Origin of the sequence: Anaerostipes caccae L1-92 (assembly GCF_014467075.1) — a bacterium.
Classification (GTDB): Bacteria; Bacillota; Clostridia; order Lachnospirales; family Lachnospiraceae; genus Anaerostipes; species Anaerostipes caccae.
The window spans coordinates 3536080-3558202 of the sequence record NZ_AP023027.1; the positions used below are offsets into that span (position 1 = coordinate 3536080).

22 protein-coding genes are annotated in these 22123 nt (G+C 44.4%); 7 read left to right on the top strand and 15 right to left on the bottom strand.

All coding sequences use genetic code 11. From position 1 onward, the window contains the following. Nucleotides 1-85: 85 nt before the first annotated feature. From ANCC_RS17215 to ANCC_RS17245, 7 genes are all read right to left on the bottom strand, one after another. A complete protein-coding gene (locus ANCC_RS17215) occupies nucleotides 86-766 on the bottom strand; it encodes a GntR family transcriptional regulator (protein WP_006568174.1) in 681 nt (226 codons plus the stop codon). A 16-nt stretch (nucleotides 767-782) separates the two neighbouring features. Further along, the gene (gene ispE, locus ANCC_RS17220; RefSeq protein ID WP_006568173.1) at nucleotides 783-1655 is read right to left on the bottom strand and encodes a 4-(cytidine 5'-diphospho)-2-C-methyl-D-erythritol kinase; all 873 of its coding nucleotides are present in this window, start codon (nucleotides 1653-1655) and stop codon (nucleotides 783-785) included. An 89-nt stretch (nucleotides 1656-1744) separates the two neighbouring features. After that, nucleotides 1745-3304 carry a DUF3794 and LysM peptidoglycan-binding domain-containing protein gene (locus ANCC_RS17225; protein ID WP_006568172.1) on the bottom strand — a complete coding sequence of 520 codons (1560 nt, stop codon included), beginning with the start codon at nucleotides 3302-3304 and terminating at the stop codon, nucleotides 1745-1747. 89 nt (nucleotides 3305-3393) lie between these two features. Further along, nucleotides 3394-3639: a Veg family protein gene (locus ANCC_RS17230; RefSeq protein ID WP_006568171.1), complete on the bottom strand. Its 246-nt coding sequence runs from the start codon at nucleotides 3637-3639 to the stop codon at nucleotides 3394-3396. Between the two features lie 113 nt (nucleotides 3640-3752). After that, nucleotides 3753-5744, bottom strand: coding sequence for an ATP-dependent zinc metalloprotease FtsH (gene ftsH / locus ANCC_RS17235; RefSeq protein WP_006568170.1), 1992 nt, complete (start codon nucleotides 5742-5744; stop codon nucleotides 3753-3755). Between the two features lie 69 nt (nucleotides 5745-5813). Further along, complete coding sequence (locus tag ANCC_RS17240; protein WP_006568169.1) at nucleotides 5814-6218, bottom strand: protease complex subunit PrcB family protein; 405 nt, start codon at nucleotides 6216-6218, stop codon at nucleotides 5814-5816. 56 nt (nucleotides 6219-6274) lie between these two features. Beyond that, nucleotides 6275-7579 (bottom strand): pyrimidine-nucleoside phosphorylase, encoded by a 1305-nt coding sequence (locus tag ANCC_RS17245; RefSeq protein WP_156340704.1) that lies wholly within the window; start codon nucleotides 7577-7579, stop codon nucleotides 6275-6277. A 156-nt stretch (nucleotides 7580-7735) separates the two neighbouring features. Here ANCC_RS17245 and rbr point away from each other — a divergent pair, with 156 nt between their 5' ends. Beyond that, the gene (gene rbr / locus ANCC_RS17250; RefSeq protein WP_006568167.1) at nucleotides 7736-8275 is read left to right on the top strand and encodes a rubrerythrin; all 540 of its coding nucleotides are present in this window, start codon (nucleotides 7736-7738) and stop codon (nucleotides 8273-8275) included. 57 nt (nucleotides 8276-8332) lie between these two features. On the opposite strand, the gene ANCC_RS17255 is transcribed toward rbr, so the two are convergent. After that, on the bottom strand, nucleotides 8333-9145 hold the full coding sequence (locus tag ANCC_RS17255) for a hypothetical protein (protein WP_006568166.1): 813 nt from the start codon (nucleotides 9143-9145) through the stop codon (nucleotides 8333-8335). A gap of 69 nt (nucleotides 9146-9214) precedes the next feature. Beyond that, on the bottom strand, nucleotides 9215-9670 hold the full coding sequence (locus tag ANCC_RS17260) for a hypothetical protein (RefSeq protein ID WP_022261120.1): 456 nt from the start codon (nucleotides 9668-9670) through the stop codon (nucleotides 9215-9217). A gap of 149 nt (nucleotides 9671-9819) precedes the next feature. On the opposite strand from ANCC_RS17260, the gene ANCC_RS17265 reads away from it, so the two are divergent. The 3 genes from ANCC_RS17265 to ANCC_RS17275 all read left to right on the top strand — a co-directional run bounded on the left by ANCC_RS17265 (nucleotide 9820) and on the right by ANCC_RS17275 (nucleotide 14120). Then, nucleotides 9820-10794, top strand: a complete 975-nt coding sequence (locus ANCC_RS17265; protein WP_006568164.1) for a phosphotransferase — start codon at nucleotides 9820-9822, stop codon at nucleotides 10792-10794. A 54-nt stretch (nucleotides 10795-10848) separates the two neighbouring features. Continuing rightward, nucleotides 10849-12573: a phospho-sugar mutase gene (locus ANCC_RS17270; protein WP_006568163.1), complete on the top strand. Its 1725-nt coding sequence runs from the start codon at nucleotides 10849-10851 to the stop codon at nucleotides 12571-12573. 125 nt (nucleotides 12574-12698) lie between these two features. Continuing rightward, entirely contained in the window at nucleotides 12699-14120 is a 1422-nt protein-coding gene (locus ANCC_RS17275) for an IS1096 element passenger TnpR family protein (protein WP_006568161.1), read from the top strand. A gap of 185 nt (nucleotides 14121-14305) precedes the next feature. On the opposite strand, the gene ANCC_RS17280 is transcribed toward ANCC_RS17275, so the two are convergent. From ANCC_RS17280 to ANCC_RS17300, 5 genes are all read right to left on the bottom strand, one after another. Continuing rightward, complete coding sequence (locus ANCC_RS17280) at nucleotides 14306-14818, bottom strand: dCTP deaminase/dUTPase family protein (RefSeq protein ID WP_006568160.1); 513 nt, start codon at nucleotides 14816-14818, stop codon at nucleotides 14306-14308. An 8-nt stretch (nucleotides 14819-14826) separates the two neighbouring features. After that, a complete protein-coding gene (locus ANCC_RS17285; protein WP_006568159.1) occupies nucleotides 14827-16173 on the bottom strand; it encodes a glucose-6-phosphate isomerase in 1347 nt (448 codons plus the stop codon). A gap of 72 nt (nucleotides 16174-16245) precedes the next feature. Further along, a complete protein-coding gene (locus ANCC_RS17290) occupies nucleotides 16246-17046 on the bottom strand; it encodes a delta-lactam-biosynthetic de-N-acetylase (RefSeq protein WP_039946919.1) in 801 nt (266 codons plus the stop codon). Between the two features lie 47 nt (nucleotides 17047-17093). After that, complete coding sequence (locus ANCC_RS17295) at nucleotides 17094-17795, bottom strand: hypothetical protein (RefSeq protein WP_006568157.1); 702 nt, start codon at nucleotides 17793-17795, stop codon at nucleotides 17094-17096. A 64-nt stretch (nucleotides 17796-17859) separates the two neighbouring features. Continuing rightward, on the bottom strand, nucleotides 17860-18576 hold the full coding sequence (locus tag ANCC_RS17300; protein ID WP_006568156.1) for a 5'-methylthioadenosine/adenosylhomocysteine nucleosidase: 717 nt from the start codon (nucleotides 18574-18576) through the stop codon (nucleotides 17860-17862). A 112-nt stretch (nucleotides 18577-18688) separates the two neighbouring features. Between ANCC_RS17300 and ANCC_RS17305 the strand changes: the two genes are divergently transcribed. Both ANCC_RS17305 and ANCC_RS17310 read left to right on the top strand, forming a co-directional pair. Then, nucleotides 18689-18934 carry a TIGR03905 family TSCPD domain-containing protein gene (locus ANCC_RS17305; protein WP_006568155.1) on the top strand — a complete coding sequence of 82 codons (246 nt, stop codon included), beginning with the start codon at nucleotides 18689-18691 and terminating at the stop codon, nucleotides 18932-18934. 25 nt (nucleotides 18935-18959) lie between these two features. Next, a complete protein-coding gene (locus ANCC_RS17310; RefSeq protein WP_006568154.1) occupies nucleotides 18960-20027 on the top strand; it encodes an undecaprenyldiphospho-muramoylpentapeptide beta-N-acetylglucosaminyltransferase in 1068 nt (355 codons plus the stop codon). A 67-nt stretch (nucleotides 20028-20094) separates the two neighbouring features. Here the strand turns inward: ANCC_RS17310 and ANCC_RS17315 are convergent, their stop codons facing one another. Next, nucleotides 20095-20982 carry a PHP domain-containing protein gene (locus ANCC_RS17315; RefSeq protein WP_330367896.1) on the bottom strand — a complete coding sequence of 296 codons (888 nt, stop codon included), beginning with the start codon at nucleotides 20980-20982 and terminating at the stop codon, nucleotides 20095-20097. Between the two features lie 131 nt (nucleotides 20983-21113). On the opposite strand from ANCC_RS17315, the gene ANCC_RS17320 reads away from it, so the two are divergent. Then, complete coding sequence (locus ANCC_RS17320) at nucleotides 21114-22037, top strand: helix-turn-helix transcriptional regulator (protein WP_006568152.1); 924 nt, start codon at nucleotides 21114-21116, stop codon at nucleotides 22035-22037. Nucleotides 22038-22123: the final 86 nt, after the last annotated feature.

Genomic DNA, 22123 nt, shown 5'->3' on the forward strand with positions numbered 1-22123 from the left:
TTTTTCACACCACCTTTTAAAGTAGTATGAGCAAAAAAAAGAACTCTATGCGCACGCACAGAGTTCTGTCTGAAAGTCCACGGACCTATTTTTCTTCTTCCTGAATCTTTTTGATTACCGTCTCTTCCTGATTGTCGATATGACGTTTCATGATCTCTTTCGCTCTCTCTTTGTTGCCTGCGAACATGGCTTCCACCAGTTCCTCGTGTTCTTTGAGAAGAACCGCATGATATGCCGTATCCTTGACATATTCCAGACGGTAGCGGTAAATCTGTTCTCTCAGATTATTGATGATCTGGATCAGCCGCTTATTTTGAGTCGCCTCAAAGACGGCATCATGAAATTCCACATCACAGTCTGCGATCTTAGGATTATCATCCGTCTGGATCGCCTCACGGAAATTGTCCAGGGCTTCCTGAATCTTCTCTCTGGAACCATCATCCAGGCGCTCCGTGGCAAGTCCTGCCGCCAGTTCTTCGAGAGAGCTTCTCACTTCCAGGACATCTCTTAAATCTTTTTCCGTGATGCGGGCTACTTCCGCGCCCTTTCTCGGAATCATGACGACCAGACCCTCAAGCTCCAGCTTCCTTATGGCTTCCCTGACCGGGGTACGGCTGACTCCGAGACGGTTTGCCAGGGCAATCTCCATCAAACGCTCTCCGGGTACAAACTCTCCGGTAATGATTGCCTGTCTGAGTGTATTAAACACCACATCCCTCAGCGGCAGATATTCATTGACGTTCACTTTTAATTTATCACTGCTCATCTTTCGTTCCCTCCAATTATGATTCTCTATTGACCGGCGCTACCACATAGGCCTGCTTCACATCTTCAAAAGATCTTAGATTGGAAAGGGCTCTCTGCGCCTTTTCCTCTGAAGCAAATATTCCAAATACCGTCGGTCCGCTCCCGCTCATGAGTGCACTCTCGGCGCCCTGTTTCAGCAGGAACTCTTTGATCTCATGGATCACAGGGTATCTTGGTATGGTGACTGTCTCCAGAACATTTTCCATCCTCCCCGTGATCCCCTTCAAATCCTGATTTTCAATGGCAGATATCATTCCTGTAATATCCGGGTGTGATAAAAGGCCCGGCACGTCCAGATTCTCATACACAGTTTTCGTGGACACACTGACCCCAGGCTTGGCGATCAGTATATGGCAGTGCGGCACAGGAGGCAGCTTTGTAAGCTTTTCTCCAATCCCTTCTGCCAGTGCGGTTCCTCCTATGACACAATAAGGCACATCCGCTCCCAGCCCGGCTCCGATCTCACACAGTTCCTCTTCCTTAAGTCCAAGTTCAAACAGCCGGTTCATTCCTCTCAGTGCTGCGGCACAGTCAGAGCTTCCGCCCGCCATGCCTGCGGCGATAGGGATACGCTTTTCCAGATACGCTTCCACGCCGCTTTTGATTGAATACTTTTTCTTTACGGCTGCAATGGCCTGACAGACAAGATTCTGTTCATTGACCGGAAGAAATCTAAGATTGGCGGAAAGTGTAACGGAATCACCGGAAGTCTTTTTAAGCTCCAGCCTGTCAAAAAGACCCACCGTCTGCATGATCATCCTAACTTCATGATACCCGTCATCTCTCCGCCTTACTACATCCAGCCCTAAATTTACTTTTCCATAAGCTTTCAGAACTACCTTTTTCATCTGTACTCCTCACTGTCTCCTGCCGCTGAAACTTAGTATTGTATACAGAACATTATAGTATTGTTCCTATAAAAATGCAATCCTATTTATCAATTCCATCCAATTTCTTTGACAATTAACAGTTTATCACCCGGCTTTACTTCCTCAATACCCTCATTTTGATCGCGGATATCGTCAACGGTAGTAAAATAACGTTTTGCTATGGACCACAGAGTATCTCCGTCCTTCACGATATATCCGACGATTCCCGGGATCTTCTGCAGTTCTTCATAATCCAGAGGCTGCTCAGCTACATTTGTCATGATCTTTTCTGCTTTTTTGTGGAAAGAGATGAAGTCAAATATCACATTTGCTTTAATCTCGATCTCATCCCCTTCCGTCGGAGTGGCACTGATATGATCCAGCATAACATCCAGCTGATAATCGTCCTCTTTCATCAGACCCTTAGCCTCAATAAAGTAAGAGAACGGTTCCATGTAGGAACTGCTCATCACCGGGTTCTGGTCCTCACTGGACAAAAACAGAACATCTGCCATCAGGACACCCTCCACCTGAAGCCCCTGCTCTTTGACTTCCACATCGTCTATATTGCAGCTTCCTTTCACAGAAAGCACCTGCAAAAGTTTTCCCGGCTCCTGCTCGATGGAAAAACGCTTCGCCATCTTCATCGTAGCCTGATTTTTTCCAATCAGAGATTCAAATGCAAAGTCTTTGTACTCCGGCACCAGTGTTTTCTTCATTGTATAGCAGTCTCCCACATAAGACAGCACCTGATCTTCGTAGACTTTAATATCACACTCAAGAGTTGCGTCAACCGATACCACTCTCTCTTCTCCGTCCACGTCCGGACGAATCTCCAGCTGATGGTTTCCGAGGGAAATGTGGATCTTGCCGATCATTCCCGGTGCACATTCATAACACTCCAGCTCTGTATGCAGCGGGATCTCCCATCTTGCATACTGGACCGGAAGCTGTTCATCCTCTCCGAGATATAAGATAAACACATGCATATCACCCTGTATGTCGATGCTGTGGTCTTTTAATTTTCCCTGTACATTCTCAAGCTCCACCTGGCTCCAGAGTATCTCATAGATGTTGGATTTATTGGCCGGCAGCACCAGTTCCTCTTTCATTCTGGCAATATCCTTTTTATTGACGATCAGGTCTGTCACCTGGACTTCCTTTTTCAGGGAAGATATTCCGTCGCCCAGAACATCGATAATGCCTTCCTCTTTAATCTCCTCGTTGACATGGAGGGTCAGAGTCAGAAGAATCCTTATACTCAGTTTCCTGGAATTGATCAGCACTGTGTTGATGTCATCAATGACATAAGAAACTTTCACATAATCTGTCGGCACAGCGCCGTCCATATGTATATACTCCTCAAAAGGGAGAACAAAATCCAGAGACTCTAAATAGGTCCTGGCGTCAATTGTCCCGTACAGACCTGAAAAATGGAATTCTCCTTTGATCCGGATACGGTCCACCATCATCTCTGTCTCCTGCATGATCACCAGCCCTTTAGTCTGAATCATCTTCTCCACATCCGGCTTCGTATCAGGCACATTACAGTCCTGGTCGATTGTTATTTGTACCTGCTTTCGTTCTTTTGCGACGATTCCATAAAAATCCTTTTTGTTAAAATCCATAAAAAATTCCTCCCTGTCTTGTATATACAAATATATTCAGACAGGAAGGAATCTATTCCTTCAAGATTAAAATTGTATCCGGTACAGTGTCAGCCTTCCAGCAGCATCATCCTGACATCTTTCGTGATCACATCCTGATAACTGAAACTGACCGTTTTACTTTTGGTACTGCTGTCGTCTTCAATCTCTACCAGAAAAATGTTCGGATATGTCTCCGTAATGACTCCCTGTGAAGTTACAAACTTGTGTCTACCTTTATTTGAGCTGATCTTGATTTTGCTGCCAATGCGCTCCTGAATTGACTTACGAATGCATTGAATATCCATCTGTGTCATTCTTTCACCCCATTCTATCTATACAGAACTCGTGACACCTTCTGTATACTGTAAACTTTATTGTATCATTATAACCGAATCCTGTCAAATCTATACATGGGATAACCAGAATGTTACATATCCTGTGGATTATTTTCCATATCTTCTGACGGCTGTTCCTGTACCGTCTCATCATCTGCCGCTGAGCTTTTAGCATCTTCGCTGAAATCTTCCTCTTCCTGTTCAGAAGATTCTTTCTTGGCATTAAAAATTTCCATAAACTCTTTTCCCGTGATCGTCTCTTTCTCGATCAGGAACTGTGCCGCCTCATCCAGGATGTCCATATTGGCCCTGATCAGGTCAAGTGCCTTTTTATATGCATCTTTTAAGATTCCCATAACCACCTGGTCTACCTTTGCGGCGGTGGATTCCGCACAGTTCATAACAGGACGTCCGTCCAGGTAACGGTTGGTAATGGATTCCAGACCGATCAGGCCGAACTCTTCTGACATACCGTACTGTGTCACCATGGCTCTTGCGATGGCCGTGGCCCGTTCAATATCGTTGGACGCGCCGGTTGTCACCGTATGGAACTTGATCTCTTCGGCCGCACGGCCTCCAAAGAAAGATACCAGGTCTGCCAGCATCTCGTCTTTTTTATTCAGGTACTTCTCTTCCTCCGGTCTCTGCATCGTATATCCGAGCGCTCCCATGGTCCTTGGAACGATGGTAATCTTCTGCACCGGCTCAGACTCCTTCTGAAGCGCCATGACAAGCGCATGTCCCACCTCGTGGTATGCAACAATCTGTTTTTCTTCTTTGCCGAGGATACGGTCTTTCTTTTCCTTTCCGGCGATGACTACTTCTACAGCCTCAAAGAGGTCTGACTGAGACACATACTCCCTTCCTGCCTTGACGGCGGCCAGCGCCGCTTCGTTGATCATATTGGCCAGATCCGACCCCACTGCCCCTGATGTAGCCAGGGCGATCTCTTCAAAGTCTACGCTCTCATCCATCTTGACATCTTTGGAATGGACTTTTAATGTCTCGATTCTTCCTTTCAGATCCGGACGCTCTACGATGACGCGCCGGTCAAAGCGTCCCGGGCGCAGAAGCGCTTTATCCAGCACTTCCGGACGGTTGGTAGCAGCCAGAATGACAAGTCCTTTTGAAGTATCAAATCCGTCCATCTCTGATAAAAGCTGGTTTAATGTCTGTTCCCGCTCATCGTTTCCTCCGCCCTGGATGCCGGTGTCACGGCTTTTTCCGATGGCATCGATCTCGTCTATAAATATAATACACGGAGCCATAGACTGTGCCTGCTTGAACAGGTCACGGACTCTGGACGCACCGACACCGACGAACATCTCTACGAAATCAGAACCGGACAGGGAGAAAAACGGAACATTTGCTTCTCCCGCCACTGCTTTGGCAAGCAGGGTTTTACCGGTACCCGGAGGCCCCACAAGCAGTGCTCCCTTGGGCAGTTTCGCACCGATTTTTAAATACTTGTCAGGGTGATGCAGGAAATCCACCATCTCGGTCAGGGACTCCTTGGCCTCCTGCTGTCCCGCAACGTCGGCAAAAGTGACACCTGTCTTTTTCTCCACATAGACCTTGGCGTTAGATTTTCCTACGCCCATCATGCCGCTCTTTCCGCGCATCATAAACATCAGCAGTCCAAAGATAATGATGGCAGGCAGAATGCTCACAAGAACACTCATCAGGACCTCAGATCCGTCCTTTGCCTTTGCCTGGTAATTTTCGATCCCTGCCTTCTCCAGCCGGTTGACCAGCTGATAATCAGGTACGGGAAGCTGGACTACTTTGTATGTAGTCTTATACAGCGGGTTCTCTGATTCTTTCGGGATGACCGTGATCACATCACTTTCAAACACAACCTTTTTAATTTCTTTTTTCTCGATCATCTTGACAAACTTGCCGTAGGAAATCTCGGTCTCTGTACCGTTTTTCCATTTGCCTACTACAAAGTTAAACAAGACAGCCACTAAAATGGATGTAATCAAAATCGATATAATCATCTGAATCGAATTCTTGTTATTTTTATCCGGTTTCTTCTGTCTATTATCCACGAACGCTTTTCCTCCTTCGATCTTCTCAAGCATTTATAGACTCCATTATATGGTTTCACTGCTTGAAAATCAATAAAACAATTCTAAAGTTTTTGTGACATATCACAAAAATACTACGTCTTTTTCATAATTCTGGCTCTTGATCACGATATATGGATACGAATATCCTTTTTCCTGCTGCCGCTTCGGAACTCCGATCAGATTCGTGTCAATATAGACATGGCCTTCATCCATAGTCATTTTTTTCACCCGGATCTTATATCCGCTTCCGGTCTGTTTCCCATATCCGATCACATAGTACATTGTCTCTTTCATAGAATACGTAAAATGAAAAACTTTATCCTTCTGTTCATTAATTCTTGCCGTTAATTCTTTCGGCAGATTTTCTTTTTTGCAGACTGCATAGTCTACATTCTCTTTTGCGCCATGCTTCTCCTGTCTTAAACATCCGGCACAAAAGCAGCCTAAAGTCATCATGAATAACATGATATAGATATATCTTTTCATAGAGCGCTCCGTTTTTTTATTAACATATGAAAAAAGAAAGCTTCTCATGAATTCTTTTAAGAAAGTATCTCTTTGATCAGCGGCTCCGGCATCTTCCTCTCAGACTCAATCGTTACGTTTTTCAAAAAATGCTCTTTTGCTTTTGCCAGCTTTTCTTTATCATTGGCGTATATGACTGCCAGCCCTTCTCCTTTTCTTACTGACTCTCCTTTTTTCTTCCGGAGTACCAGTCCCACAAACGGGTCGACCGCGCTTTCTTTCGTCTCTCTTCCTCCGCCCAGCAGGAGAGAACAGACCCCGATCTCCTGGGTATTAAAGGCAGTGACAAATCCGGTTTTTACAGAAGGGATTTCTTCTATATAATCTGCCCTGCAGAAATTTTCCGGATGTTCGATCCAGGACGGATCTCCACCCTGTGCCATGACAAATTCTGTGAATTTATGCAGCGCGCTCCCGTCCGTGATCTTCTGTTTTAATATTTTTTGTGCCTCCTGCGGCGTTTCTGCTCTCTCTGCCATACAGAGCATCCGGGAGCCAAGTGTCAGCACAAGCTCCGTAAAATCTTCGGGGCCTTCTCCCTTGAGTGTATCAATGGCCTCTTTTACTTCCAGCGCGTTGCCGACTGCTCTCCCCAGAGGCTGATCCATATCTGATATGACCGCTGCCATATTTTTTCCGGCAGTTTTCCCGATCCGGATCATAGCCTCCGAAAGCTTCCTTGCATCCTCAAAGTTTTTCATAAAAGCACCGCTGCCGCACTTCACATCCAGAAGTATAGCATCTGCTCCGGCTGCAAGCTTTTTGCTCATAATGCTGCTGGCGATCAGCGAGATCTGATCTACGGTAGCCGTCACGTCACGAAGTGCATATAAAAGCTTATCCGCCGGTGCCAGGTCTTTTGTCTGTCCCATGATCGCTATGCCCACGGATGCTACCTGTTCCATAAACCTCTCTTCTGTAAGCGCAGTCTGAAATCCCGGAATGCTTTCCAGTTTATCAATGGTGCCTCCTGTATGCCCCAGTCCTCTTCCCGACATTTTTGTCACAGGAACACCACAGGATGCCGCCAGCGGTCCCAGCGCAAGAGAGGTCTTATCCCCCACTCCTCCGGTGCTGTGCTTATCTGCTTTTATACCCGGAATTCCGGACAGATCCAGCCGGTCGCCGCTCTCTGCCATGGCCATCGTGAGTTCAAAGGTTTCCTGTGTGTCCATTCCCCTGAAATACACTGCCATCATCATTGCCGACATCTGATAATCCGGAATATTTCCATGTAAATAGTGGTCTATCATCCACCTGATTTCTTCTTTTGAAAGGGAATACCCATCTCTCTTCTTCAAGATCAGATCATACATTCTCATAGGGCCGCCTCCTTTAAGCATACAATGCGTCCATTAATTGAATATTTTATCCTTATTGTACCATAATAATAACAGAGTATGTATTGACTTATGTACTTATATCTGAGATAATAAAACAGTAATAATTACTATTATAGAATCAGGAGGTTATGTGGAATGCCAAATTTAAAAGGAACGAAGACAGAACAGAACTTGATGGCTGCATATGCAGGGGAGTCACAGGCACGTACAAAATACGATTTTTATGCAAGCCAGGCAAAAAAAGACGGCTATGTGCAGTTCGGCAACATCTTTGCTGAAACCGCATTAAATGAAAAAGAACATGCAAAAATCTGGTTTAAACTATTACATGACGGAATGCCTTCAACAGAAGTGAACTTAAAAGATGCTGCTGCGGGAGAAAATTTTGAATGGACAGATATGTATCCAACGTTTGCCAAAGAAGCAAAAGAGGAAGGTTTCGATGAAATCGCAGCACTGTTTGAGATGGTTGCAGACATCGAAAAACGCCATGACGAACGCTATCAGCAGCTGACAGAAAATATCGACAAAGGGATTGTTTACAAGAGAGATACTGAACAGGCATGGATCTGTACAAACTGCGGACATGTACATTACGGAACCGAGGCGCCTGAAGTATGTCCGGTCTGTGCACATCCGAAAAAATTCTTCCAGATTCATTCAGAAGACTATTAAGAAAACAGAGACGGCAGCAAAAAGCCGCGGCAGACTTTAAAGTCCTGCCGCGGTTTTTTAATAAAAGTTCCGTATCCACTGATCTACCCTGCGTGCTGAGGGATAGATTCTTTTTTGCTTCTTTGTTTTAAGATTGATTCTGTAATATCTCATTGTCCCGGAGACCGGTTTTGCATAGACCAGTGACCGGCTGCTGAAAGACAGCACCGAAGACGGGCTTTTGATCTTTTTTGAATGAACCTTTCTGCCTTTTCCGTTAAGCTTCCTGCTCACAAGGCGGTCCGTACTCTTTGTGTGCTGCCGGTTGTAAGTGCATTCCAGATAATAAAGCCGTTTTCCATAGATTTTCATCCTCGCCTGGTTGGCTTTTTTCGTGATACACTTTGCCTTTTTGCCGTTTGTCCTGCTCACATAGATCGGAACACTTCTCGCATCGGTGGCAAATCCATTTGTATAAAGCCTGTTTCCTGAAATCAGCATGTGACGCACGTTCCGTCGCACAAGATACTTTTTCTTCGTCTTCAGATTGAAACGATACAGATGCTGATCGGAATCATAGGGGTAAACAGAATAATACAGCCATTTTCCATATTCGGCCTTTACCGTTATGCCATAAGTATTCTGATGCGTCAGCAGTTTCTTCCATTTTCCTTTTTTCTTCCGATACAGCATGGCTTTCGGACGGCTTCCCTGATTTTTGACTGATGCCTTATAGCGGTGTTTTCCCACTTTATAAATATTGTTTTCTGAATAAGCTGCATACTTTGCAGATGCTGCCGAAGCCTCCCTCGGAGCTGAAAATGTAATACTGAGCAATCCTGTAAATAAAAGAACGGTCAGTCTCCGAAATATTTTTCCTGATTTTTTCATACCTATGCCCTTCCCCTCATTGTAAGAAAAAGCACACAGGAACCATAAATTCCTATGTGCTTTTTACGCTTATTTTTTCTTCACGGATAAAATCTGCATGTTTGCCTGGCCTTCCAATGCTCCGTAAGTAAAGGAGATCTTTGTGCCCGGTTCCATGTCATTTAAGGCATCCATAACCTTTTCATCCTCAATGATGAACGTCTTGTATTCCCCGTTGGACATCTTTACTTCCACTGAATTACTGTCGCCGAAACCATTGTACACTCCAGTTGCACTTACCGGTTTCTTCTTCTCATCCTTTTTGTCTGCGATCGTCGCTTCTGTGGTAGTTTTGCCCGCTTCCGTTGTCGCTTCCGTCTCCTCGGTAGCCACCGTAGAAACTTCCTCGCTGGCCGTCGTCTCCTCTGATTCAGCCGTTGTGGCTTCTGTGGAAACCTCAGAACTCGGACTCTTCTTTCCGCATGCCATCAGGCCGACAGCCCCGATCATCAGCATACATGTTATAAGTAAATATTTCTTTCTCATGATTTCGTTCCTCCAATTGTACTTCTGTAACATTTGTAACATTTAGATTAGTACCAGTATACTTCATTTTTTTCCGAATTACAAGACGATATCATATCCGGCACCCCGGGCACATACAATTAGAGGTAGAACTTTGAGGAGGGCATATTGTGAACGACAAATACAAAATACTTTTAGATCAATATGATCTGCATGTTGATTATTTAAAAAGAGGCCGCGGCGAGATCATCTGCGGCACTGATCAGGGGTTATTTGCCCTGTCTGCTACGAAACTGTCCGAAGAACGTCTGGCTGTCGAGCATCAGTGGAAAGAAGAATTGATTGACCAGGGATTTACAAAAATTGACCAATATATCGAAAACAAAGAACATGAATTTATTTCTTATGATAAATACTATGAGCCTTTTGTTATGAGAAGGACTTTCAATGGTACAGAATGCAATATCCACTCTCCTTCCGATCTGTCTTCCGCCTGCAGGAATCTTGCCTCTTTCCACCGCGCGTCAGGCAGAATTCCCTACCGTGCGGACTACGGAACGCCTCATTTCTCCCTGACAAAAAGCTATCATCAGCGGAGACGGGAGCTCAAAAGTATTTGGAAATATATCGGGAGCAGAAAGAACAAAGGAGACTTCGAGTATCTTTTTTTGCAGGAAATTCAGCCATTTTGGAAACAGCTTGAGGATTCCAGCGCAAAAATGGAAGAACTTACAGGGTTAAGGGAAGGATGGTGCCACGGTTCCTACAACCATCACAATGTATTGATGGGACCCCATGGGACTGCTACACTTCACTTTGAACATTTTTATTATGGCTATCCTCTGACCGATCTGTATTATTTTATCCGAAAGGCTCTGGAAAAAAATGAGTATCAGTTCAGTATCTGTGAGACTATGCTGAAAGGCTACAGTAAGGTTCAGCGCCTCACAATGAATGATTATTCTTTTTTGTATGTGCTTTTTTTATACCCGGAAAAGCTTTGGAAAATCTCAAATCAGTACATGAATCATAAAAAACACTGGGTATCTCCAAGATATCTCAATAAGCTTCAGGATATTGTTGATTTAAAAGAAAAAAGAGAGAAATTTCTTTTACAATATCACAACTTTTATAATGTTTTTTAGGCCCAGATAAGTTATAATAAAACATAAGGAAAAACGTAAAGGAGGAGCACTACTATGAACTATCAGGAAACATATCAGGAATGGCTTAACAATCCATATTTTGATGAAGCTACAAAAGAGGAACTTAAGAACATTCAGGATGATGACAACGAGATCAAAGAGCGGTTTTACTCTGACCTGGCTTTTGGAACAGCAGGCCTTCGCGGGATCATCGGTGCCGGCATCAACCGTATGAATATCTATGTAGTCCGCAAGGCGACTCAGGGACTCGCAGACTACATTCTGGAACAGGGCACGGACAAAAAGCGCGTTGCCATTGCTTTTGATTCCCGGCATATGTCTCCGGAATTTGCTGACGAAGCAGCGCTGTGCCTGGCAGCAAACGGCATCAAAGCATATATTTTTGAATCACTCCGTCCGACCCCGGAATTGTCCTTTGCAGTCCGCTACTATAACTGCATTGCTGGAATTAACATTACTGCCAGCCACAATCCTCCGGAATATAACGGCTATAAAGTATACTGGGAGGACGGTGCGCAGTTTACGCCGCCTCACGACAAAGGGGTAACCGCCAAGGTCAACGCCGTCACAGATATTTCCAAGGTTAAGACCATGTCCAGGGAAGATGCAGTCAGTGCCGGATTATATGAGGTAATCGGCTCAGAAGTCGACGATGCATACATCGCCGAAGTAGAAAAGCAAGTACATAATCAGGATGCGATTGACCAGATGGCATCCAAATTAAAAATTGTTTATACTCCTCTGCACGGAACAGGAAATCTCCCTGTCCGCCGCGTATTAAAAGATTTAGGATTCCAGAATGTCTATGTAGTGCCGGAGCAGGAACTTCCCGACGGGGCTTTTCCAACCGTAAGCTATCCAAATCCGGAATCCAAAGAGGCATTTGAACTTGGCCTGAAGCTTGCCAGAGAAAAGGATGCCGACCTTGTATTGGCAACAGATCCTGATGCCGACCGTCTCGGAGTCTATGTGAAAGATTCAAAGACCGGAGACTATATCGCTCTGACCGGCAACATGTCCGGTTCTCTTCTGTGTGAATATGTCCTAAGCCAGAAGAAAGCCATGAACGGATCACTTCCGGATGACGGAGCCGTTGTAAAATCGATTGTCACAACCAATCTGGTAGACGCAGTGGCTGACGGCTACGGCGTAAACCTGATCGAAGTGCTCACAGGATTCAAATTCATCGGACAGCAGATGCTGAACTTTGAAAATACAGGCAAAGGAACTTACCTGTTCGGTCTGGAAGAAAGCTACGGCTGCCTGATCGGAACTTATGCAAGGGATAAAGATGCGGTATCCGCAACTGTGGCACTCTGTGAAGCTGCTGCATATTATATGACTCAGGGCAAGACCTTGTGGGATGCAATGACCGACATGTATGAGAAGTACGGCTATTATCTGGATAAAGTGAAAGCCCTTGAATTCGCAGGACTGGACGGAGCTGAAAAGATCCAGAACATGCTCAAGTCTCTGAGAGAGAACCCGCCGAAAGAAATCGGAGGGCTCAAGGTATTAAAATCCCGCGATTACCAGAACGACACGATCACGGATCTTACCACCGGTGAGACAGTGCCAACCGGACTTCCAGCTTCTAATGTACTCTACTACGAATTAGAAAACAACGCATGGCTTTGCGTGCGCCCTTCCGGAACCGAGCCTAAGATCAAGTTCTACTATGGGGTGAAAGGTTCCTCCATGGAGGATGCAGAAGCTATCGGTGCCAAGATCGAGACCTGGGTAGGACAGTTTTCATAATCATGAATCTATGACAGAAAAGACGGATCAGGAGGATTCCTGCTCCGTCTTTTTTCTGCCCTGTTTATGTGATAAAATGAATGTAATAAAACTTCGGCACAAGCATTACAGACAGGAGGTTGATTATGGGCGGATATCAGATAAAAGTCATCATAAAAAACAGCAGGCCACCGATGTGGAGACGTATATTCATTCCTGACTGTATATCATTTTCCGGTCTCCACGAAATTATACAGGCCGCATTCCAAAAATCCGGGCGGTGTCTGTTTCGTTTTGAAATCCCTGTGCACCATCAAAGAATCTTTGATAATTCTCTGCTGATCGATTCTTACATGAAGGATAAACAATTTATTGATTACACATATATTTTAAAGGGAAAGACAGAGTTTCGGATAGAGACAGAAAAATTAATCCCCGCTTACCAAAACCGTTTTCCGGAAATCATAAAATATAAAGGCGATTTCCGTGCAGATACCCGTTTGGAAGATCTCAATCTCTCTATGAAGGAAAACCTCTGCTTCTTGGAGGACGGAACAAAGGAGCCTTCAGAAACCCTCAGAAAAAAAACAGAAGACGTCCCGCCCTCTTTTTCTTCCGATTCCCTCAGGGATGTTTATCTTCAGTATACAAAAGATGATCTTCTGGAGATTGCCCATATCCATCAGCTGGACCACTGTTCACAGATGGAAAAGCCTGATCTGGCCTCATATCTTTCTGAATATATCATAAAACCTGACGCTATGGGCAGCTTTTTTCTGACCCTTACGGATCTTGAGATCCGGGCATTTGAAGCTGCGCTGGATGGATACTTCCCCATTGATGACGAAGATATCTTTGATGCCTTTCTGGACGGAGGCTACTGTGCCGTTGATGAGGATGACGAAATTTATATTCCGCCGGATGTATCTGCATCCTACTCCGCCATGAATACTGAGAATTTCAGGAAACGCAGGGAACTGACATGGAAACAGATTCAGTACTGTTATTACTGTGTCCGTATTTTCGGAGCCGCGCCGCTTGAGCATATTGCAGAACTGTACAACGAGTATGAGCAGGTACAGATCACGCCCAGGGACCTGATCAACCTTTATTTTCTGCCAAGCCCTCATGCCTTCAGTTTCGGATATCATAATAAAATGTTTGTAGACTCTATGCTTCTTGAAGATCCCAGCCTCCTTGAGGATATTTCTTCGATCCGGAAGGACTATGCCTATTATCATCCATCCCGTGAAGAAATTTTTCAGGGAACCTTTGATAATGGTCAGGCATCTCTGAAATTTACTTCTTATCTGGTTGATGAGCTGGGATTTCAAGTGACAGAAGCTGTGGATCTCACAAATCGGATCTCTTATATTATGAAGGTTGGAGCTGATCCGGAACAGATCTTTGAGATGCTTCAAAAAGGCGATGTAGCCTTTGCAGATCAGGAACAGGCAGACAACTTTGCGGGGAGGATGATGGATCTTTATGCGGACACCCGCCTGTTCATAGCTTCCGGCCATACCCCTGCAGAACTGGAACAGATGGAACATCAGGAAGATTCCTGAAGCCATTCACCTTTTTTTCATTACAGATGTTTCTATACTAGAAGGTATTATGGAAGTTATATAACTTTTCTCCTGAATATCATATCATTGGCCACTAACTCTCAAAAACGTGATATTTACATATTCAGGCATATACTTTCTGTCAAAAAAAGACCCTGCCCTTTAAAGGCAAGGTCTTTTTTCTGTTATTTGGTTGTGCTGCCGAATCCGCCGTTGCGGACTTCTTTTGCATCATCGTCTATGGTCACACCATATTCCATAAAAATACCCTGTACGATCCCAGTTCCTGCTTCTACTCTCACAATTTTTCCTTCATTGGAATCATTGGTGAGCTTGACAAAAATATGTCCCTCGTTGTCTGAATAAAAGTAATCACTGTCGATAATCCCCACCGTATTGTTCATCTGAAGGCGGAACTTAAACCCAAGGCCGCTGCGCGGAAACAGATTCAGTACCCAGCTTTCTTCCATATACACACGAATGCCTGTCGGAATCTTGATCGTCTCACCCGGTTTGAGTTCAAAGTCAACCGGACTGTAAAAGTCGTATCCGGCGGAACCTCTGGTAGCCCTCTTTGGAAGCTCAATACTGTCAAAAATCTGTCTCACTTCATCCTCGGAGGTACCTTCAAAGGTATCCTGCCAGCTTTCTAAAAACTGTCCAAAACTTACTTTATGGAACTGTGCAATCTTTTTCATTTGTTCTCCTATAATCTCTTTAATAAGTCTTCTCTTCTGTCTTCAAATCCAGGTTTTCCAAGCAGGGCAAACATATTTTTCTTATATGCTTCCACTCCAGGCTGGTCAAATGGATTTACGCAGTTTAAGTAACCGCTCATACCGCACGCAGACTCAAATGTGTAGAACAGCTGCGCAAGATGGTATGCATCCATCTTAGGAATATCAAATCTTAAGTTCGGAACGCCTCCGTCCACATGAGCTAAGATGGTTCCCTTCATAGCGTTTTGGTTTACGAAGTTCATGGTCTTGCCTGCCAGATAATTTAATCCGTCCAGATCGTTTTCTTCTGCTTCGAGCACAATGTCTAATTCCGGTTCTTCCACGTTCAGCACGGTCTCAAAGTGATTGGAAGATCCGTCCTGAATGAACTGGCCTAAAGAATGCAGGTCTGTGGAGAAGTCAACAGATGCAGGGAAGATGCCTTTTCCGTCTTTTCCTTCGCTTTCTCCGTATAACTGTTTCCACCACTCAGAGATAAAGTGAAGGTTCGGCTCGTAGTTTGCGAGGATCTCCATGCCCTTTCCTCTGCGCATGAGAATGTTTCGGATGGCAGCATAGAGCATCGCCGGATTTTCATTAAACGGTGCGTTTAAGAACATCTCTCTTCCGTCCTGGAATCCCTTTACAAACTCATCAATGTCAATTCCCGCAGCTGCGATCGGAAGGAGTCCTACGGCTGTCAGGACTGTAAAGCGTCCCCCTACATCATCCGGCACAACGAAAGTCTCGTATCCCTCGTCTGTGGCAAGTGTCTTCAATGCTCCCCTTGCCTTGTCTGTGGTAGCGTAGATGCGCTTGTTTGCTTCTTCTTTTCCGTATTTGTCTTTAAGAAGCTTTTTGAAGATACGGAATGCAATGCCGGGTTCTGTCGTCGTACCTGATTTAGAGATGACATTGACAGAGAAATCTCTGTCTCCGATCACATCGATCAGCTGTTTAACATATGTACCGCTGATATTATGTCCGGCAAAGTATACTTCCGGAGCTTTTCTCACTTCTTTGTCCAGCTTATTGTTAAAGTTGTTGGACAGCCCTTCGATCACGGCTCTGGAACCTAGGTAGGACCCTCCAATACCAATGACAACCAATACATCGGAATCACTCTTAATCTTTTCTGCAGCTTTTTTGATTCTCGCAAACTCTTCTTTATCATAATCCACAGGAAGGTCGATCCATCCTAAGAAGTCATTTCCCGGGCCTTTTCTTGACAGCAAATACTCTTTCGCATCCGCAACCTGCTTCTCGATCATGTCGATCTCATGGTCTCTGATAAAATCTTTTGCGTTGCTGTAATCAAACTTAATTTTTCCCATGTCTTTCTCCTTTACTGTTGTCTCTCTTGGTTAAATGCGTTATCTATATTTTAACAAATAACGCCCTTCTGTTCAATAGTCCGGGAGCTTTTTCAGCGACCGGAATTCAAATCCTTTTGCCTTCATATTCCTGATAACGGTCTCCAGCGCTTCGGCGTTAGACTGGGATACATTGTGCATCAGCGGAATGGCTCCATTATGGTAATTTTCTTCAAAATGCTGAACTACATAGTCCTTGCCCGGCTGGCTGTTCACATTAAAATCCACATATGCCATACTCCAGAAAATTGTCTTATATCCGAGCTTCTTTGTCAGCGCTAATGTATGTTCGCTGTATTCCCCCATAGGCGGGCGCATAAACATATCCATATCATAACCGGTTGTTTTTTTGCAGTATTCCGCACAGTCGATGAGTTCCTGCTTATTGTCCCTGTCTGAAACCGTTGGCATGCTCTTGTGATGGACCGTATGATTTCCCACCACATGCCCCTCTTTCTTCATTCTCTTTACTAAATCCGGATCTTCCCGGATAAAAGGCTTCGTCACAAAAAATGCCGCCGGAACTTTCTCTTTCTTTAATACATCCAAAATTTTGGGCGTAAAACCATTCTCATATCCGCAGTCAAAGGTCAGATACATCACTTTCTTATTTTTCGCCTTCGTATCCACAGAGTATGCGTCATATTTGGACAGATCCACATTCTGTGAAAATTCCGGCTGCTGATGTTCTTTATTTCGTTTCAGCCACCATCCTTCTTTTGTATTGCTTCCCTGGCTGATCACTTTCGTAGTCTCCACCTGCGCCTCTTCCTTTTGGCAGCCGGCAAGACCAAGCATGCAAATGATGCAGAATAATAATAAAACTTTCCTCATGGTTTGATTTCCTGCTTTTTTATTATTCTATTATGTATACATTAGATTTATAATCCATTTATAAAATCTTTCACCGCCTGCATTTCTTCATCGGTCAGTTCAAATTCTCTGGATGCGGCCGCTTCCTGCCAGTGTCTTTCTATTTTTTTTGCTTCTTTCTTTTCTTCCTTTACCTGCTCCTTTTCTTTCTGCTTCTCCTTCTGCTTTGCCTGTTCTTCTTTTTCCTGTTTTTTCACAGATTTGAGATAGCGGTTTGGAAGAATATTTTCAAGAAAATGGATCAGATTGGCTCTGACCAGCTGTTTTTTTCCGTCAAAGGTGACCAGCCTGTCCACAAACACAAGAAACAGTCCGGCCGACAGGCTTAAAAACAGACTCTCTGCCACAACACTTAAATCGGCTCCTTCTATGTATCCCCGTACTGTTCCAAGACAACCCAGGAAAAAACTCAAAACGGCACACAATCCGGTGATCTGTTCCATGATCTCGGAAGACACTCCTGCTATTTTGTGATTTTTCATATACTTGTCCACAACACAGGGAATGTTGTTCAGGTTGGCCTCCAGCTGATAGTAACTTTCGAACTTTTTTTTCAGCACTCCCATCCACTGTTTCTTATTTCCGTCCATCTCATAAGAATCTCTTAAAAGCCTGCGGTAATTCCTCCAGACAATAAGTTTTGACAGGACACCTGCGGCCATAACTGCAATCAGTCCCGGTAAAAAAAATGCGTTTTTTAATACATCCATGATATTTCTCCTTCTTCCTTTATGATTCTTATATTATAAAATCACAAAGAGGGGAATACACGGATTATTGCCTTACAAAGTTTGACGCTTCTTTGTCTAAAATACCGTGAATCAGTCTAATTATATGCTTTATTGCAGCTTCCTCAAATTCGCTGTAACTTACTGTTGCCGTATCGTCGCATTTATCGGAAATCGCCCTGAGCACTACGAACGGTACTTTGTTTAAATATGCTGTCTGCGCCATGGCTGCTCCTTCCATTTCCGCGCAGTATCCGCCGAAGTTCTCTATGAGCCGGTGTTTCTTTTCATCGCTTGAAATAAACTGGTCGCCGCTTAAAACCCGGCCTGTAAAACAACGGATATCGGGGTTGACCTTCCTGCACGCCTCTTCTGCCTCTCTTATAAGTTCTTCATCTGCCCTGAATACGGAACACTCCATTCGCGGGATCTCTCCCGGCTTATATCCAAATCCCACGGCGTCCATATCATGCTGCACCGCGTCGCTGGAGATTACGATATCCCCAATCTCTATCTCTTTATAAAGCCCTCCTGCGACTCCGGTATTGATCAGCTTATCAACACTGAAGCAGTCGATCAGGATCTGTGTGCAGACGGCCATATTCACTTTTCCGATTCCGCTCATAACCACGACTGCGTCATTTCCCCAGAGCCTGCCTTCGTAAAAATCCATGGAAGCTTTTGAAGTTTTTTGTGCATTCTCCATAGATGAGATCAAAGATTCCACTTCTTCCTCCATTGCTCCTATGATTCCTATCTTCATAATCTCTTCTCCTTTCAAACAATAAATTTAGCCTGACAAAAATTATACCACAGCTTTTGGAACTTTTATGATATAATATGCCATAAAAGAAATATAACAGGAGGTAATTATAGTGATATACAAGACAAAAGGCGTCTGCAGCAATGCGATCGAATTTGAAATAGAAGACAATGTGGTAAAAAATGTAGAGTTTCGGGGAGGCTGCCAGGGGAATACTACCGGTGTGGCATCCCTGGTCAAAGGAATGCAGGTAGATGAGGTGATCGAACGCCTCTCAGGCATTCAGTGCGGATTCCGCGGAACCTCATGTCCTGACCAGCTCTCCAAAGCTTTAAAGGAATATAAAGAGACCCGATGACATTTGTTTTGATTTTGGAGGTATTATGAAAAGAATCGTATTGACCGGAGGGGGTACAGCCGGCCATGTCACTCCGAATATGGCATTGGTGCCTGCTCTTGAAAAAGAGGGATATAAGATCAGCTATATCGGGTCCAAGGACGGCATGGAAAAGAAATTAATCGAAGATATTGATCTTCCCTATTACGGAATTTCTTCCGGAAAGCTGAGAAGATACTTTGACGTAAAAAATTTTACCGATCCTTTCCGGGTCATGAAGGGATATTTCGATGCAAAAAAAACACTTAAAAAGTTGAGACCCGATGTTGTGTTCTCCAAGGGCGGCTTCGTCACCGTACCCGTGGTCATCGCTGCCAAGCATCTTGGCATCCCGGTCATCATCCATGAATCCGACATGACGCCGGGCCTTGCAAACAAATTAAGTATTCCAAGCGCCAGCAGAGTATGCTGTAATTTTCCTGAGACAGTAAAACACCTCCCCGAGGGCAAAGCTGTCCTGACCGGGTCTCCGATCCGTGAGGAACTCTTTACCGGTTCCAGGGAAAAAGGACTGAAGCTCTGTGACTTTACATCTTCCAGGCCGGTACTGCTGATCATCGGCGGAAGCCTTGGTTCCGTGGCAATCAACAATGCGGTCAGGGAGAATATTGACGAGCTTTTGGAAGACTTTCAGATCATTCACATCTGCGGAAAAAACAACCTGGAGACAATGCTTGCGGGAAAGAGCGGCTACTGCCAGTTTGAGTATGTAAAAAAAGAACTGAAACATCTTTTTGCCTGTGCGGATGTGATCATTTCCCGGGCAGGTGCCAACGCCATCTGTGAACTTCTCGCATTGAGGAAACCAAATATTCTCATTCCTCTCGGTTTAAATGCCAGCCGGGGCGATCAGATCTTAAATGCCCAGTCTTTCCAGCGGCAGGGTTACAGTTATGTCTTGAACGAAGAAGAAGTGACGTCCAAATCACTCTTGAACGCCGTCCATGAGGTTTATGAGAACAGGGCAAGTTATATAAATGCAATGAACCAGAGTGAGCTTTCCGATCCGATTGGAACCATCGTAAAACTGGCCAATGAACTCTCAGTAAAATAAAAAAACAAAAACTCTGCCTCAGGAAAAAATTCCGGCAGAGTTTTTGTTTTATAAGTTTATACCAAGATTACAAAATCCCTTCCAGCTGTTTTAACAGCTCTTCCCAGGAGCCGCTGTACCCATGCTGTCTGATACTGATGGACGGCTTTGTCTTTCCGTGAAAATCACTTCCGCAGGTGATAAACAGCTGTTTCTCTCCTGCTTCATGACTGAAAAACAATGCCTGTTCAGGCGTATGATAGCTGCTGAAAGCCTCCACACCGTCAATTCCTGAAACTGCGATTTCTTCCCACAGTTCCATATGATCTCTCAAATTCTGTCCCGGATGTGCAAGAACAGCTTTCCCGCCGCTCTCATGAATCTGGCTGATCACTTCTTTCATGGCAGGAAACGTTATATCCACATGGCAGGGTTTTCCCTGAGAATAATAATCCCAGTAAAAATTCACATATGGGTTGCTGCTCCTCTCCCCACCCGGACGATATGGAAGGAGCAGATCGTGATCCCTGTATTCCGGCTTGTTAAGCAGCACTTCCGCAAACATTTCACCAGTCCACCGGTTTTTCCAAAACATCGTTTCGGTCAGTTTTTCCATATCACTCTCAGACACGTCAAATCCCAGTTTTCTTGTTGCCTCCAGCATTTTTACGGAAGCTTCTTCACTCTGCACTGATATATTGTCTTCTATCTTCTGAAATACCGGATTCTGCTCATCAATTCCATAGCCTAATACATGAAAGTTTCTGTCTTTGAAGGTACAGTCAACCTCTACTCCTGAAATAAAATGAATCCCTTCTTTTTGCGCTGCTTCTCTCCCCTCACCGACTGCCCGGACGCTGTTGTGGTCGGTAACAGCCATATACTGAATTCCTTTTTCCTTACACTTTTTCACCAGTTCCTCCGGCTGATATTCCCCGTCGTCGCTGTAATAAGAATGCATATGTAAATCTATCATAAAAATCATACCTCCTGTTAATGCCATTCGCTGGTCTTTGTACTATCTATATAAATACCGTCTTTTTCTAATTGAAACAATCAATATTCAGACTTATAATATAAGAAAAGCGACAAAATGGAGGATTTCTTATGAGTTTACAGGAATGTACGGTTTCTACAGACCAGGACAGGAGGGAAGTGTGTCCCCACGGTACAATAGAATTTCCGTGTGCAGGTTATGATTCTGTCTATTCTTCTCATGCCATAAACAGGATTCCCTGGCACTGGCATGAGGAACTCGAAGTGATTTTCCTTCCATCAGGCACTTTAGATGTCCGGGTCCCGGGAAAACGTTTTCGGATGAATGCCGGAGACTGCCTCGTGATCAATTCAAACATCCTCCACGAGGCAGAGACCTCGAATGAATGCAGACTTCATTCTCTGGTCTTCCATACCGATTTAATCTCCGGTTCTGACAGCTCGGTCTTCTATAAAAAATATATGTATCCTCTGATCAGTTCCTGTACTTTGGACTGTGTGTTATTTTCTGCGGAAGATACGTCCGGTGTCAGTATCAGACAATGTTTCATGATGGCCTTTGACGCTTTGGCAAATAACCGGGAAGGATATGAGTTTACCGTCCGGGAATGTCTTTCCAGACTTTGCTTTCTTCTCTGTACATTTTATAAGCCTGAGATCTCTGATACTTCTGCAAAACCAGATCAGGATTCTTTCAGGATCAAGGAGATGATTCATATGATACAGTCCCGTTATGCTGAACCATTAAAGCTCTGCGATATTGCGCAGGCCGCAAATATCGGAGAGAGGGAATGCCTCCGCTGCTTTCACCGTACTCTGGGTATTTCACCTATGCAGTACTTGATTCGATACCGCCTGTCCAAAGGCGCCCTGCTGCTTATAAACACAAACAAGAGTATAGCTGAAATTTCTACAAGATGCGGTTTTGACAGTCCCAGCAATTTTTCTTTAACGTTTAAGCGGAAGTATCAATGTTCTCCTAGGGAATATCGAAAGAATAATAAAACTTTACTTTCCTCTGCACTTCCTTTATAATTCATTCATATTTACTATAAGGGAGATGGTTTTGTCCGGCGCATTTGATGCTGCGTAAACAGCAGTATAAATGAAACGTGGAAATC